The organism is Streptomyces sp. SCSIO ZS0520 (assembly GCF_025643355.1).
Lineage (GTDB): Bacteria > Actinomycetota > Actinomycetes > Streptomycetales > Streptomycetaceae > Streptomyces > Streptomyces physcomitrii.
Map to the genome: position 1 here is coordinate 3,712,724 of NZ_CP092644.1, position 14,831 is coordinate 3,727,554.

Genomic DNA, 14,831 nt, shown 5'->3' on the forward strand with positions numbered 1-14,831 from the left:
CCCGCCTTCGCACCATAACTCCGCTGCTACGGGGGGACGACTCGGGCGGTACGGGGGCGCCTGGACACCCCTGGGATCGCCGCTCAGGGGAGCCGGGTGCGTCCGGGTCTACGGCGTCCGGCCCAGCAGCGCCCGCAGCAGGCGCCAGGCGCGGGAGCGGCGGGCGGTGTCACCGGACCACAGGTAGACGCAGCTGAGGAGGCAGACGAGCAGGCAGACGGCCGCCGGGGCGACCAGCGGCAGCAGGGCGAGAGAGAACATCGGCGGGCTCCGGGAGAAAGGGCATCCGGCCCGGTCGTGCTCGGCTCCTCCACGGTGCGGCCCGTCCTGGCGGCCGGTGCGGAAACTTCCGCGCGCTGCCGGACTCGTACCCGGAGCCGCCGTGTTGTGCCGTCTTGTGCCATCGCTTTACAGAGGTTGACATGGCTTTCCACGCACCGGCCCGCCCCATGCCGCACGGTCCGTGCCCGCCTCCTGCGAGGATCGGGTGCCCGTCCCGCACCCGCCCGCGGACACCGAGAGGGGAACGATGGCATCGGCAGCCTCCCAGCCTCCGCCGGGGCCCGCGCCGGCGCGGCTGAAGTACCGGATCGAACTGCTGCACCGGCAGGCCGGGGAGCCGAGTTACCGGGTCATCGCGCAGCGCACCGGGACGGCCATCAGCCATGCCACGGCGGGCAAGGTGCTGCGCTGCGAGACCCCGCCCGCCTGGGGGCCGCTGGAGCTGTGGGTGGAGGCACTGGGCGGCGACCGGGAGGAGTTCCGGGCTCTCTGGGTCGCCGTACGCGACGAGGTGTCGCCGCTGGTCCTGCCGAAGGCGCACGCCTGGGAGGGGGCGCCCGAGGAGCCCTTGTCCGCCGTGGAGGAACACCAACACCCCTTGTCCACGCGGGACTTGAGCATTCCCGAACTCGACACGGCGGAGGAGGACCTGCACGAGCGGGCGACCGAACGCAGCCGCCGCGAGGGCGAGACCCGCAAGGAGTTGCTGCGCGCCCTGGGGACCCACGCCGATCTCAGCGACCATCTGGCCCGGCTGCACGAGCAGTTGGGCCACGAGCGGGGGCGCAATGAGGAGCTGAGCCGACAAGTCCGGCAGCTGGAAACGGAGTTGCGCGAACACAGTCGGCGCATCGAGCCCTTCAGGACGAGTTGCGTTCCGTACGCGACGAGCGGCTGTCCCTTCTGGGGACCCTCTGCGGTCCCCACGCGCGGCGGGCGGAACTGTACTTCGCCTGGGGCCGGGACGAGGAGAGCCGGCGGCAGGCCACCCTCGCCGGACGCACCGCGGCGGAGACGGAGGTCCGCGAGCTGCGCCAACGCCTCGGCGCGGCCGAGGACTTGATCCGCTCCGTACTGGCCGAGCGGAACGAGGCCGCGGCGGAAGCCGAGCAGTCGGCACCGGAGCAGCAGGAACGGCCGGGCCGGTCGCCCTGGTACCGCTCACGCCGGACGCCGTGAACCGCGGTCTCAGGAACATCTCGACCTTGGTCCACGGCTCAGTAACAAGCCTCTGGTCCTTCCGAGTTCTCCGGTTCTTCCGAGTCCTCCGGACTCTCCGAGTTCTCCGGCCCGGCCCCTTCGAGTGAACCGCCCCCCGCCGCACCCGCCCCCCCTCCTCCCCTCTCGCCCGCCCCGCCCGTCACACCCGTCCCCATGTGAGGGTTGTGCGGCGGTCCTCGCCAGGCGGTGTGGGGGCACGGGGGGCTGAGTACACTCCGTCACCGTGAGTCATGGCCGTGCCCGTGGGCGGGCGGGCCCGGGGCGAGGGGGAGCGCGGTGCTGTCGACGCCGGAGGACGGCGACAAGATCGTCGGCCGGTACGTCCTGCGGGAGGCCATCGGCAGAGGCGGGATGGGCGTCGTCTGGCGGGCCTGGGACGAACGGCTCCGGCGCGAGGTCGCCGTCAAGTGCGCGCGCCTGGACGACCCCCGGGCCACCCAGCGCCTGATCGCGGAGGCGCGCAACGCCGGGCGGCTGCACCACCCGAACATCGTCGGCGTCTTCGACTTCGTCGACCAGGGCGCCGACTGCTGGATCGTCATGGAGTACGTGCCCTCGCGCAGCCTCGCCCAGCTCATGGACGACCGGGGACCGCTCAGCCCCGAGGAGGCCGGTTCGATCGGCTGCCAGATCGCGGACGCGCTGGCGAAGTCGCACGCCGAGGGCGTGGTGCACGGCGATGTCACCCCGGAGAACATCCTCGTCACCGAGGACGGCCTCGCCCGGCTGACCGACTTCGGGATCTCCCGCGCCCTGTGGAGCGATGCCACCCAGAGCGTGACGGGCGGGGTGCGCGGCAAGCCCCGCTATCTCGCCCCCGAGGTCGCCAGGGGCAAGCCGGCCGGTGAGAAGTCCGACGTCTTCTCGCTCGGCGCCTCGCTCTTCGCGGCGGTGGAGGGCCAGTCGCCGTACGGGGAGGCCGAGCACCCCATGGCGTATCTGGCCCGGGCGATCGAGGGCCACCGCGAACCCGCGCGCCGGGCGGGCCCGTTGGCCGAGCCGCTCGCCGCTCTCCTGGAGGCGGAGCCCCGGCAGCGCCCGGACGCCGCCCGGGCCCGGCGCCTGCTCGGTCGCGCCGCCGCGCCGCCCCCGCACGTCCAGGAGCAGCTTGCGGACCGGCGCACCATCGGGCTCCCCTCGCTGACGCTGCGGCTGCCGCGCCCGGTACGCCGACGCCGGCGCCCCCTGGCACTCGCGGCGCTCGCCCTGGTCACCGCGGGCGCGGTCACCGCCGGTCTCCTCCTCTTCGGCCCCTGGGGCTCCGAGGACGGCGGCGAGGGCGGCCCCACCGGGACGGCGGCCCCGGCCACCGCGCGGCCCGGCGCCCTCGGCGATCCCCGTACCGCCGACCCCTGCAGACTGCTGGCCGCCGCCTCCCTGAGCCGCTTCGGCGACGCCGCCATGGACCCGGACTACGGGGAGATCGACCGCTGCGACGTCCTGCTGCGCAACGGCAGCGGGGACGAAGTCGCCGATGTGGAGGTCAACTTCGACGCGGACCTGGACACCTACGAGGGTGAGGTGTCGACCCGCGAGGTGGGCGGGCTGCGCGTGACGACCCTGCCGCGGGACGGGAGATACTGCGAGCGGGCCCTCGCCACCACCGACCACCGGCAGATCCGGGTCGTCGGCAAGCGGCTCGGCTCGCCCTCACCCGACCCCTGCCAGCTGGCCGACGCCGCCACCGACCATGTCCTCGGCATCCTGGACGACGGCCCGGTACCCCGCCGTACCGCCTCCCCCGCACCCGACTCGCTCGCCCGGGCGGACGCCTGCACCCTGCTCGACGACGCCTCGCTCAAGCGGGTCCCGGGCGTCGACCCGGAGAACGTGGATCCGGGCTTCGGCGCCTGGAGCTGCGACTGGTTCGGCGACGACGGCCCCGGCGAGGTGGAGCTCCAGTTCAGCCGGGACAACGCCCTGGAGGACGACGGGAAAGCGGTCGACATCGGCGGCGAGCGCGGCTACCTCGCCCCCGAGGAGGCGGGCGAGGACAGCTGCACCGCCCGGCTCGCACACCGCACCTACCGCAACTCCGCCGGTGACCGCACCGTCGAACTGCTCCAGCTGACCGTGTACGGCTCAGGATCCACCAAGCGCCTGTGCGACACCGCCACCACCCTCACCGCCGAGGCCGCACGAGCCGTCGACGACCAACTGCCGGGGAAGTGAGACTTCCGGGGCCGAAACCGGCGTATGCGGGAAGCGGGACAGACACGGGGAGCGGGACAGACACGGGCAGCGGGGCAGGTGCGGGAAGCGGGACAGACACGAGCAGCGGGACAGACACGGGCAGCGGGGCAGGTGCGGGCAGCGGGGCAGGTGCGGGGAGAGTGGGACAGGCACGGGGAGTGGGGCAGATGCGGGGCACAGGTGAGACGCAGGGCACGGAACACGTGCCGGGATCCGGGCAGCCGCGCGGTACGGGTGCCGGAGGGGGCGGGCGGCCGCCCGGTGGCGGGCGGTTGCTGCCCGCCACGCACGGCAGCCTCGCCCGGGGTGCCTCCGCGCCGCTGCCCGGGACCCTGTTCGCGCTCGCGCTGACCGGCGGGATGACGCTGGGCCCCGGCGAGGGCCGCGAGGTCCTCTTCGGCCGCAACCGGCCCGAGGTGCACGTCTGCCTCGGTGAGGACGACTCCCAGGTCAGCCGCCACCAGGGCACCCTGACCCACCGGGACGGGCGCTGGTGGGTGGGGAACGTCGGCCGCCTGCCGCTGCGCCTCGCCGAGTCCCGGCTGCTCTTCCGGCACGAGGAGCCGCTGCCGCTCGGCACCGGCTACACCCCGCTGTTCATCGGCGGCACCCGGGGCCGCGAGCACCTGATGGAGGTCTTCGTCACCGGCCCGGAGACCGAACGCCCCGGCCCCCGGCACACCGAGGTCACCCGCCCGCCCCGGGTCTGGGTCCTGACCGAGCAGGAGCGGCTCGCCCTCGTCGTCCTCGGCCGCCGCTACCTCGCGCACGACCCCCGGCCGCAGCCGCTGACCTGGCGGCAGACGGCCGCCGAACTCGCCGCCGTGCAGCCGGGCGAGGGCTGGACGGACAAGCGGGTCGAGCACCTGGTCAACGGCGTACGGGTGCGGCTGTCCCGCGACGGGGTGCCCTGGCTGACCCGCGAGGAGGTCGGCGAACCCGTCGGCAACGCGCTCAACGACCATCTGCTGCGCGCCCTGCTCGCCTCGACGACGCTCGTCCCCATGGACCTGGCGCTGATCGACGCCGCCTGACCGCGGCGAGGGCCGTCGCCGCCGCCATCACGGCGGTGCTCGCGCCGATCAGCCAGGGCAGCCAGTTCCGCGGGGTGTGGCCGGAGACCGCGACCACGGCGCCGCCGCCGTGCACGACGGTGGGGTCCCGCGGGGTGAGGACCAGATCCTCCGGGCCGAGCAGCGCGTTGTGGCGGCGGAAGTCGTCGAGTCCGCCCGGGTAGGTGCCGCCGCGGAAGTCGACGAGCGCGGCCGTGCCGTCGGACCTGCGCGCCACGTAGAGCGTGATCAGCTCCAGCGAGCCGTCCCCGTGCCGGACCAGCACCGCACGCTCGAAGGCCCGCCCGCCTGCCCCGGCGAACTCCCGCACCGCCCGCCCCGCCGCCGCGCTCGCGGGGCAACCGGCGGCGGCCCGGCACGGCGTGGCCGAGAGCAGCGCGGAGAGCAGCGCCCGGGGCGTGTAGTAGGCGGCGAAGTTCGCCCGCCGGTCCGCACTGCTCTCGCCCGCCCCGGCGAACTTGTCGTTCTTCACCGCGGTCGACTCCCGGTACTCCCGCAGCAGCCCCTCCCGCGACCCCTCCGCCGCCCGGGGACCGCAGCCGGACACCAGGGCCCCGACCAGTACGAGGACGAGGGCGAGAACAAGGGCGAGGACGAAGGCGCATGCGGCTGCCGACGCGGGTACCCGTACGCCGCCGCGTGCGGAGAGGACCGCGGAGCACCTGCGCCTCATGCCCACCCTCCCCACTCGCTCGCCCCTGCTCTGACGCGCCCTGTCCTGCCCTGACGTGCCCTGTCCTGCGTTGACGCGCCCTGCCCCGATGAGGCCCGATGAGGCCCGATGAGGACTGCCTATCGGGTGTCGGCGGGGAGGGGTCCCGGGCAGCCGCGTCCTCACCTCCCCTCCCCCTCCGTCCCCACCCCGGACAAACCGGCCCGCGGACAGGTGAATCGGCCGAAAGCAGCGCGCCCGCTTCACCTTTCACCTGCTCAGAGCCCTCCCACCCGGGCCGCCGACAGCCCGCGACTGACCGAAATCCGTCACCTGCCGTGACAGCGGGATGACCCGCTGTCAGACCCCCGTGCTCTCATACGAGCTGTACGAGCTGCCGTACGAACGAGCCGTACGAGCTGCCCGTACGAGTCGCGCGGAGGGCGGACGTACGGGCCGCGCGGGTGCGGCGGACGCATGGTGAGGCGATGCGCCAACAGGCTTGCGAACGAAGGGAGTTGTGCCATGAGGAGGCGCGGTCCGGTGCGCCGTTCCCGGCGGCGTGCGCAACCAGTTCCCCTCTGGCTGAAGGTCGGGGCGGCGATGTGCGCGGCCGTGGTGGTGCTGCCATGGCTCCTGTCCCACTGGTGGATACTCCTCGGCCTGGGCGTCCTTGCCGCGGCCGCCGGTGCCTTCGTGGGGCAGCGGGCACGGCAGCGGGCGGAGTGGGAGCGGGCGCGGTCCAGGGCGCTGCGGCTGCGTATCGCCGAGCTGGACGCGCTGGACCACCGGTCCTTCGAGTTCGCGATACGGGACTTGATGCGCCGGGACGGCTGCGCGGCGGAGCAGCTCGGCGGCGCGGGGGACAACGCCTGCGATGTACGGGCGGTCGACCCCTCCGGTCGCATATGGTCTGTTAACTGCACCTCGGTTGGGTCGTTGGGTGGGTTGATGCAGAGCCTGCCCAAGGAGCTTCGTTGCAAAGAGATCTTCACCGTGAACTGATCGAGGGGCGGTTGGATGTCCCCCGGATTGGTTCTGTGGTCCAGCTTCCTCGCCAGCACCCGCCGTATGCCGTGGCCGACGTCGACGGCGCCCTGGTCTCTCCGGTCGAGTCGTACCTGAAGGATCTGGCTCTCGGCGACAACAGCCCTGCAACCAGCCGGAGTTATGCCCATGACCTGCTGCGATGGTTCCGGCTGCTGTGGATGCTGGGCGTCGACTGGGAAAAGGCGACGGAGGCGGAAGCCGCGGCACTGGTCGGCTGGCTACGTACGGCCAAGAATCCGCAGCGCCGCCGCAGTGACCCCATGGCACCGCCACCCGGGTCGGTGAACCCGCGCACCGGCAAGCAGTGCCTCAAGGCCGGCTATGCGCCGACGACCATCAACCACGCGTTGACCGTCGTTAGTGGCTTCTATGCCTTTCACCGTCACTACGGCCGCGGCCCTGTCATGAACCCGGTGCCGGAGTCTGTTCAGCGCCGTCGGGCCCTTGCGCACCGTGACCCGGACAGCCCCGCACCGTTGCATCGCCGCGCTCGGCTACGCCAACGCACCCAGCAGAAGCACCCGCGGGCAATCCCCGACGCGATGTGGGACGAGTTGTTCGCGGCCATGAACCACGACCGTGACCGCGCCCTACTGCAGCTCTACGTCTCCAGCGGAGCCCGCGCGAGCGAACTGCTGGGCATCACCCTTGGTGACGTCGACTGGTCCGGCCAGCAGCTCTACGTCATCTCCAAGGGCACCAACGTGCGCGAACCGGTGCCGGCCAGCCCACAGGGCTTCCTGCTCCTGGCCGCATACCTCGACCAGGCTGGCACCCCGGACTCGGGCGAGCCGCTCTGGCGGACTCGGCACGGTGCCGAGAAGCCGCTGACCTACTGGGCCATGCGCCGCATCCTGCAGCGCGCGAACACCAAGCTTGGCACCAACTGGACCCTGCACGACCTGCGCCACACCGCCGCTCAGCGGATGGCGAATGACCCCAGCCTCACTCTCTCGGAAGTACGCGCGATCATGCGACACACCGCCCTGGCGACCACGGGCATCTACCTCAACACCCGCATCGAGGACCTCTTCGACAAGCTCCAGGAGCACTACAACAGGCCCCGCGTCGAGCGGACCTTCGCCGTCGGATACGACCCGGCCGACATCCAGGCGGTGTTCGGTGGTTAGCCGCGGCACTCTCACACCGACCTACACCGCCCGCAACCGCAGGACGGTCTTGCGTGACGTGGAGTTCGACGAGCCGGTGCCCACCAGGTTCCCGGACGCCGCCGTCAAGGCTGCACCGGCGCCGAGGCCGGAACATCCGCCTGCTCCGTTCGGCGATCTGTCCCAGGCATCAATCCCGGAGCTGTGCTCGCTGGTCAAGGACGTGATCCCCGGCCGTACTCACTCCACCTATGAGAAGCGCCGCCGCGGGCTGCGGCTGCTGTTCGGGCACTTGGAAACGCTGCCCGGGGCCACGTGGCAGGCCCGGTGGGAAGCGAGTGGATTCAACGGGGACAAGGCCCTGCCGGTCAATAGCCTGGTGACCCCTGGAGGCCGGGACGGCTACGACCTGACCTCGGCTGCCAAGATGGCCTTCTGCATGCGGGTGATCCAGCCGACGCTGGGCGGCTTCAGGGCCAACGTCTTCTCTGACTTCCCCGACGCCTTCCGACAGGCCAATCGCGATCCCGGGTTGGACGCGTACTTCGCCGCCGTCGACGCCCGCTCCGAACTCGGTCACGGCAACCGGATCCGGGCCAAGTTCGATGTCTCCTGTGCTTTGTCCACCCAGGGCATCGCGCTCGCGGATCTGACACCGTCCGCCTTGCTCCACTACTCGCTGGAGTGCCGCCGACTGGGCGTCACTCACGGCGCGAACAAGGACACCACCCGCTTCGGCGCCCTTGGTGCCTGGGAAATCCTGCACTCCACGGGACATTTCCCGCCCGGAACACCGACGACCCTGCGGAAGTTCATCTACAACGGACAGCTCACACCTGAGCAGATGATCGACCGCTATCCGATCCGTCACCAGGGGATCCGCCAACTGATCATCGACTACATCGTGCGGCGCCAGGCGGACACCGACTACAACACCCGCGACGGTCTGGCCCGGATCCTGACCGGCACCTTCTGGGCGAAGGTCGAGAAGATCAACCCCGACCAGGCCGACCTGAACCTCAGCCAGGACGTCTACGACCAGTGGCGGACGGAGATTACCTACTGGGAGCGGGACCAAACAAAGGAGCGCAAGAACGTCGAGCAAATTCTCCTCGCGATCCGCGGCTTCTACCTCGACCTGCAGAGCTGGGCAGTTGAGGAACCCGAACGATGGGCACACTGGGTCGTCCCATGCCCGATCCGCCCACAAGAACTAAAGGGATTCTCCAAGCGCCGGCGCGAGATCAACCAGCGGATGGCCGACCGCACCCGCCAGCGGCAGCCGCTGCTGCCCACGCTGGTGAAGTACGTCGAGGAACGACACGAGAAGCTCGCTGGCCTACTGGAAGCCGGACGGGCCGTCGGTCTCGGCGAAGCCTTCGAGTTCCAGGGGCGCCAATACCGCCGCACCAATTCCAAGAAGGACCAACGACTCTTCCAGGTCGAAGACGAACCACCCGTCCGTGTCCTGGACAAGACCACCGGCGAAACCACCAACGTCACCCTGGCCGAAGACACCGCCTTCTGGGAATGGACCGCCGTCGAAGTGCTTCGACACAGCGGCATTCGGATCGAGGAATTGTCCGAGCTCACACACCTGAGCGTTCGGCAATACGAGCGCCCGAACGGCGAGATCATTGCCCTGCTGGTGATTGCACCGTCCAAGAACGATCGCGAACGCGTCATCCCCATGTCCGCCGAGCTCTTCCACGCCATCGCCCAGATCATCCGCCGTCACACCAGAGAAGGCCGGACGATCCCGCTCGTCAGCCGCTACGACGGACACGACAAACTGTGGTCGGAGCAGATGCCATTCCTCTTCCAGCGTCAGATCGGTAGCATCCGCAGTGTCCTGGCCACTGGCACAATGCTCAACATGCTCCGCCGGACCTGCCAGGAGATCGGCGAGACGAATAAGGCATTCGCCGGCCTGACCTTCACACCCCACGATTTCCGAAGGCTATTCGCCACCGAAGTCGTCAACGGCGGGCTTCCCATCCATATCGGAGCCGCTCTGCTCGGACACATGAATCTGCAAACGACACAGGGATACGTTGCGGTCTTCAACGAAGACGTAGTCGCCCACTACCAGCAGTTTCTCAACAACCGGAGAACCCTGCGACCGCCCGCGGAATACTGCGAGGTCACCGAGCAGGAATGGACCGAGTTCGAGGAGCACTTCGAGAAGCGCAAGGTCGAACTCGGCAACTGTGCTCGCCCTTACGGCACCCCCTGCCAGCACGAACACGCCTGCATCCGCTGCCCAGTCCTGCAGATCAATCCCAAGATGCTGCATCGGCTCGACGAACTCGAAAAGGACCTCGTCCTACGCCGCAAGAGAGCCGAGAACGAGGGATGGCTCGGCGAGATCGACGGCATCGACAAGACGCTGACCTTCCTGCGCGGCAAGCGCATCGAAGCCGAACGGATCAGGCAGCGAACCGCCGTCCACCTCGGCCTGCCTCAAGCCCGCCAGCGACAGGAACCGTGACCCCCGCACACGCGGCGCCTCGTGCTCCAGGTCAACCCAAAAGTGCTCGCGCGGCTCGATGAGCTAGGGGATCATCTAGTGATGGGCCGTCAGCGCACCGTCGTAGAAGATCGGGTGGGCCAGCTCGGCGGGATTGGCCTCACGCTCACCTTTCTGCTGCGGGCCTAGCGTGACGACGCCCGGCAGATTCAGCGCCGAGCGCCTGTCAATCTCAGACTGCCAGCACGATGACGAAAGGATTATTCATGAGCGAGCTCGATGAAGTCCAGATGAACCGGCTGATTCACACAAAGGCCCTCTTCGAACGTGCAGTGAGGATCTCTCACGAGGCTCACCCCTTCGACGCCGACTCCCTCCTCCTCTTCCATGACTCGGTGGAGAACCTCCTTCACCAAGCGACAGGATTTCTCGGCGTCGAACTGCAGAAGAGTTCGACCTTCGAGAGCTATTGGAAGGCAACGCAAGAGCAGAAAGAAATCGTGATCCCCGGTCGAGGGCCGATGAAGCGCATGAATGACGCGCGAGTCGGGTTCAAGCACCACGGTCTGATCCCCTCAACCTCAACGATCGAGCAGGTCCGCGCGGACGTGCAGACCTTCTTCACAGACACCGTGCCAATGGTCTTCAACGTCGACTTCGACAAGATCAGCATGGAGTTGCTGATTGAGGACACCCACGCTCGTGAACTCCTCCACGAAGCCGACGAACTGGCAGCACTAGACACCACAAATGCGATCGCTGTCGCCATGCTCTACCTTCACGATGCTTTCCAGATGCTCTTCAACCCCTTCATCAAGCCCGAGCTGTATAACGCGGATATGCCGGCACTGCGTCGCGCCAGCCGAGGGGCAGACTGGGAGCCCCTCCTGGGCATTGTCGAGACCGACATATCGGTTCAGCAATACTACTGGCCGGTCTTTCTCCTCGGTCTGGACTACACGGAGTACGGCAAGTTTGTTCGCCTGGTTCCCCGGCACCACGGAGGCCCTCAATGGCCGGGAAGCCGGACCGAGCCGGACACCGAGCTTTGGTTCGAGCCGAAGTTTATGACCCGGGAGAACTACGAGTTCAGCCGCGCTTTCCTCGTCCGGGCCGCAATCCGAGCGAAGCAGCTGTACGCGCCCCAGCCCGTCGTCTATTCCGGCGAAACTGTCCGCGTGACCCTGAAGGGGCTCTTGAGGACCAAGAAGCGCGGCTCTAGGAGCAAGCAGTAGGGCACGGAGCTCGGCCCGTTGGCAAGCATGATCACAAAGTCACCGACGGGCCCGTCTGTTAACCGAATGACGGCAGCCTGCAAGGCTCGTACAGCCAATCGGGTGAAGTGCAGAGAAGGGCCGTCCAGTGCAAGCACCGGCGGGACGGCGACCAGGGCTCGGCCGTGGGCGTGGGGGTGCTCCAGCAGGTCAACGGCACGGCCCGGCAGATCCACGGGGCGGACGTAGCCGTCGTCCTGACCAACGGCCGGTTCTCCTCGAAGGCGGTCCCCTGGGGCAGGGAGCACCGGATCCACCTCGTCGACCGGCGCCTGCTCGCCGAATGGGCCGCCGGATCACGCCCCCTGTGGGACCTCCTGGACCGGATCCCGCCCCCGCGCCGCCCTTCGGCCCTGTCCTGAACCGTCAGCGGAGGCGGCAGCGACAGATCCGGCACGGCGGAAGACGCGGCTTCGGGCAGTGGACCGCCGACACCCAGTGGACCGCCGACACGGTGGGCCAGGTCGTCGAAGGGGCTTCGCGGTCCGGAAGCCCGTGACGGCCCGTCACCTCCCCGGCTCCCGCAGGGCGCGGACGATCTCGGCGAGGGCGCGGAGGATGGCGGCCCGGTGCCGTGGCTCGGCCCCGTGCAGGGCGCGGCGGGCCAGCACCACGGCGGTGGCCGCGCTGACGGTACGGGCCAGGAGCAGGCCGGACACCTGGGCGGCGGCCAGCAGTCCGAGGACGAGGCAGGGCGTGGTCATCGCGAACTCCCCTGAAGAGGCGACAGGTTGGTGAGGAGACCAGCGCAGCTGTCCAGGGCGGTGTCCATCGACTCCCTGCGGCAGACTGGACAGAGGTGTTCCGAGAAGACCCCCGGGGGCGGCGCCATGGCGAGGGACGAGAGCGCGTCGGCGGCGCGGCCGAGCGCGGCGACGGAGCGGCTTGAGGAGGCCTTCCGCGCGGATCTGCAGCGCGTGGAGGCCCTGCGCCAGAGCCTCCCGGCGGCCGTACGCCCCTCCCTGCGGGAACTCGCCGCGCACACCCGGCGCGGACACAACACCCTCAACAACTGGCTGACCGGCAGGGCCTTCCCGGCCGACGCGGGCGTGCTCGCCGAGGTGGTCGCCCGGATCCGGCGGTCCGCCGCCGGTGCCGTTCTCGGCGCGGAGGACGCGGCGCTGCTCGACCCGCACCGATGGCGCGAGCGGCACGCCGCCGTCAACCGGGCCCGGGTACGGGACGCCGAGGAACTGCGCCGCGGGCGGCAGGCGGCGGCCGACCTGACCGAAGCCGAGGACCGGGCCCGCCTCCGCGCCCTCCCCGACCCGCCCCGCCGCCTCGGCCTCTGGACAGCGGCCGGTCTCCGCGTCCACCCGTCCATCTCCGGCGACCGCCCCGCCGAGGACGCCCTCCCCGACACCGCCCGTCCCGAGGTCCCTCTCCCCGGATTCGTCCTGCCCGCCTACGTCCCGCGCCCCCATGACGACCGGCTACGCGAGGCGTTGACCGCCGCGGCGGCAGCGGGCGAGCCCGCGCTCGTGGTCGTCCGCGGCGGATCCTGCACCGGCAAGACCCGCGCCGCCTACGAGGCCGTCCGCACCCTGGGCCGTGAAGCGAGAGCCCAGAACCGACAGGACCGACAGGAGCGAGGGGCCGACACCGCACCCCGAAGGCCACCGGCCCCGTCCTCCCCACGGACGACGCCCCTCCCCGACCCCACATCCGGCCACACCCACACCCACGTACAAGAACAAGGAGGCGGAGACGGAGACGGACGCGGGAGCGGGAGCGACGGCGGACGAGAGCCCTCCCCCGGCCCCCTGACCGGATGGGACCTGCTCTTCCCCCGCACCGCGGCCAGTGCGCTGCAAGCGCTGGAGGCCCGTGCGTTCGCCCCGCGCACCGTGGTCTGGCTCGACGACGCGCACCAGCTCCTCGCCGACCCGAAGGGCGAGCCGCTGGCCGCGGGGCTGCTCTCACGGCTGGCCGGGCCCGGGCCGCTGATCGTCCTCGCCACCCTGTGGGAGGCGGCGTTCGCGGAACTGACCGCGCCCCCGCGGGAGTCGGCCTTCGGTGGCCAGGACCCGCACCACCACGCCCGCGCGCTGCTGACCGGCGCCACCGCGGTGGTCCGCGTCCCGCCCGCCTTCGGGGCCCGGGAGCTGCGGGCCCTCGGTGCCCTCGGCGGGGACCCGGCGCTCGCCGCCGCCCGGCGTACCTCGCGGGACGGGAAGATCACGCAGACCCTCGCCGCGGGCCTCCCCCTCGTGGACCGCTACGAGAGCGCCGAGGAACCCCCGGCCTGCTATACGCGCGCCCTCGTCACGGCGGCGATGGACGCCTGCCGACTGGGCTGGGACGCCCCGCTGCCCGACGCCTTCCTGCGCGAGGCCGCCCCCGGTTATCTCACCGCGGAGCAGCGTGCCGCGGCGGGGGCGGACTGGTTCCCGTATGCCCTCGACGAGGCGCGTACGCGGGTGCAGCGGGTGGTCGCGGCGCTGGAACCGGTGGCCAGGACGGACGGCATGGGGATCCGGCCGGGGGTCTCCCGGCTGGCGGACTACCTCGACGCCCATGGCCGGGCCGGGCGGGCGGACATCGATCCGCCCGGCTCGTTCTGGGCGGCCGCGGCGGACCACGCCACCCGCCCCGGGCACCTGGCGCGCCTCAGCCGGGAGGCCGAGCTGCGGTCCTGCCACGCCGAGGCCGAGCGCCTGGCGCACCGGGCCGCCGAGGCGGGCAACCCCCATGTGTACGGCGCCCTCGCGGAGTTGCGGGAGCGGGGCGGTGACCGGCAGGGCGCCGAGCGGCTGGCCCGGTCGGCCGCCGAGGCCGGTGACCCGTACGTGCACGCCGCGCTCGCCTGGCTGGCGGAGCGGTCCGGCGACCCGGGGCGCGCGGAGCGGCTCGCCCGGCTGGCCGCGAGCGCCGGGGACCCGGACGCCCTGCGGGACCTGACCGAGTCCCGGGAACTCTCCGGGGACCACGAGGGCGCCGAGCGCCTGGCCCGGCTGGCGGCCGCCGCCGGGGTGCCGCGCTGCGCCTACCGGCTCGCCGCGCTACGGGAGCGGGCGGGCGACCGGGACGCCGCCGCACGCCTCTACGGGCTCGCCGCCGACGCGGGCTCCCGCCACGCCGCGCGCCGCCTCACCGAACTGCGCGAGGCCGCCGGCGACCGGCTCGGCGCCGAGCAACTCGCCCGCGAGGCCGCGGAGTCGGGCAACCCGCGCTGCTACTCCTCACTGGCCTGGATGCGGGAACGGGCCGGGGACCACCGGGACGCCGCCCGCCTCTACCGCCTCGCCGCCGAGTCGGGAGACGGCCACGCCCTGCGCAGGCTGGCGGAGTTGCGGAGCCGGGTGGGCACGGGCGCCCCAGAGCACGACGGCGACGACGGCCTCCCCGCACCCGCCTGACGGCAGAGCCGGGTCACCGGGCCTGAGCCGCCCGCCCGAGCGAACCTGATCAGTCACCGCACCTGGCCGTACGAGCGGACCTGATCGGCCACCGCACCTCACCATCCGAGCGAACCTCACCAGCCCCCACGGACCACCGGCGCCATCC

The 14,831-nt window shown here is 71.2% G+C and carries 12 protein-coding genes; 9 read left to right on the plus strand and 3 right to left on the minus strand.

Annotated features, from left to right (window positions below; translation table 11 throughout):
* Window positions 1-108: 108 nt before the first annotated feature.
* Window positions 109-261 (minus strand): hypothetical protein, encoded by a 153-nt coding sequence (locus MID12_RS14265; protein ID WP_163011114.1) that lies wholly within the window; start codon window positions 259-261, stop codon window positions 109-111.
* 268 nt (window positions 262-529) lie between these two features.
* On the opposite strand from MID12_RS14265, the gene MID12_RS14270 reads away from it, so the two are divergent.
* From MID12_RS14270 to MID12_RS14280, 3 genes are all read left to right on the plus strand, one after another.
* Complete coding sequence (locus MID12_RS14270; protein ID WP_263167538.1) at window positions 530-1,345, plus strand: hypothetical protein; 816 nt, start codon at window positions 530-532, stop codon at window positions 1,343-1,345.
* Between the two features lie 434 nt (window positions 1,346-1,779).
* Window positions 1,780-3,675, plus strand: coding sequence for a serine/threonine-protein kinase (locus MID12_RS14275; protein WP_263167539.1), 1,896 nt, complete (start codon window positions 1,780-1,782; stop codon window positions 3,673-3,675).
* A 293-nt stretch (window positions 3,676-3,968) separates the two neighbouring features.
* Window positions 3,969-4,730 carry a hypothetical protein gene (locus tag MID12_RS14280; RefSeq protein ID WP_040250685.1) on the plus strand — a complete coding sequence of 254 codons (762 nt, stop codon included), beginning with the start codon at window positions 3,969-3,971 and terminating at the stop codon, window positions 4,728-4,730.
* Here MID12_RS14280 and MID12_RS14285 read toward each other — a convergent pair.
* The gene (locus MID12_RS14285; RefSeq protein WP_263167542.1) at window positions 4,651-5,442 is read right to left on the minus strand and encodes a hypothetical protein; all 792 of its coding nucleotides are present in this window, start codon (window positions 5,440-5,442) and stop codon (window positions 4,651-4,653) included. The two genes, MID12_RS14280 and MID12_RS14285, sit on opposite strands and share 80 nt — an antisense overlap.
* A 504-nt stretch (window positions 5,443-5,946) precedes the next feature.
* On the opposite strand from MID12_RS14285, the gene MID12_RS14290 reads away from it, so the two are divergent.
* From MID12_RS14290 to MID12_RS14310, 5 genes are all read left to right on the plus strand, one after another.
* A complete protein-coding gene (locus tag MID12_RS14290; protein WP_263167543.1) occupies window positions 5,947-6,426 on the plus strand; it encodes a restriction endonuclease in 480 nt (159 codons plus the stop codon).
* Between the two features lie 71 nt (window positions 6,427-6,497).
* Window positions 6,498-7,601 (plus strand): tyrosine-type recombinase/integrase, encoded by a 1,104-nt coding sequence (locus MID12_RS14295; RefSeq protein WP_263167545.1) that lies wholly within the window; start codon window positions 6,498-6,500, stop codon window positions 7,599-7,601.
* A gap of 58 nt (window positions 7,602-7,659) precedes the next feature.
* Window positions 7,660-10,071: a tyrosine-type recombinase/integrase gene (locus tag MID12_RS14300; protein ID WP_263167546.1), complete on the plus strand. Its 2,412-nt coding sequence runs from the start codon at window positions 7,660-7,662 to the stop codon at window positions 10,069-10,071.
* A gap of 245 nt (window positions 10,072-10,316) precedes the next feature.
* A complete protein-coding gene (locus tag MID12_RS14305) occupies window positions 10,317-11,285 on the plus strand; it encodes a hypothetical protein (protein WP_263167547.1) in 969 nt (322 codons plus the stop codon).
* Window positions 11,286-11,362: 77 nt separating this feature from the next.
* Window positions 11,363-11,686, plus strand: a complete 324-nt coding sequence (locus MID12_RS14310) for a restriction endonuclease (protein WP_411577059.1) — start codon at window positions 11,363-11,365, stop codon at window positions 11,684-11,686.
* Between the two features lie 144 nt (window positions 11,687-11,830).
* Here the strand turns inward: MID12_RS14310 and MID12_RS14315 are convergent, their stop codons facing one another.
* Complete coding sequence (locus tag MID12_RS14315) at window positions 11,831-12,028, minus strand: hypothetical protein (RefSeq protein ID WP_263167550.1); 198 nt, start codon at window positions 12,026-12,028, stop codon at window positions 11,831-11,833.
* Window positions 12,029-12,154: 126 nt separating this feature from the next.
* Here MID12_RS14315 and MID12_RS14320 point away from each other — a divergent pair, with 126 nt between their 5' ends.
* Entirely contained in the window at window positions 12,155-14,683 is a 2,529-nt protein-coding gene (locus tag MID12_RS14320) for a hypothetical protein (RefSeq protein WP_263167552.1), read from the plus strand.
* Window positions 14,684-14,831 lie beyond the last annotated feature (148 nt).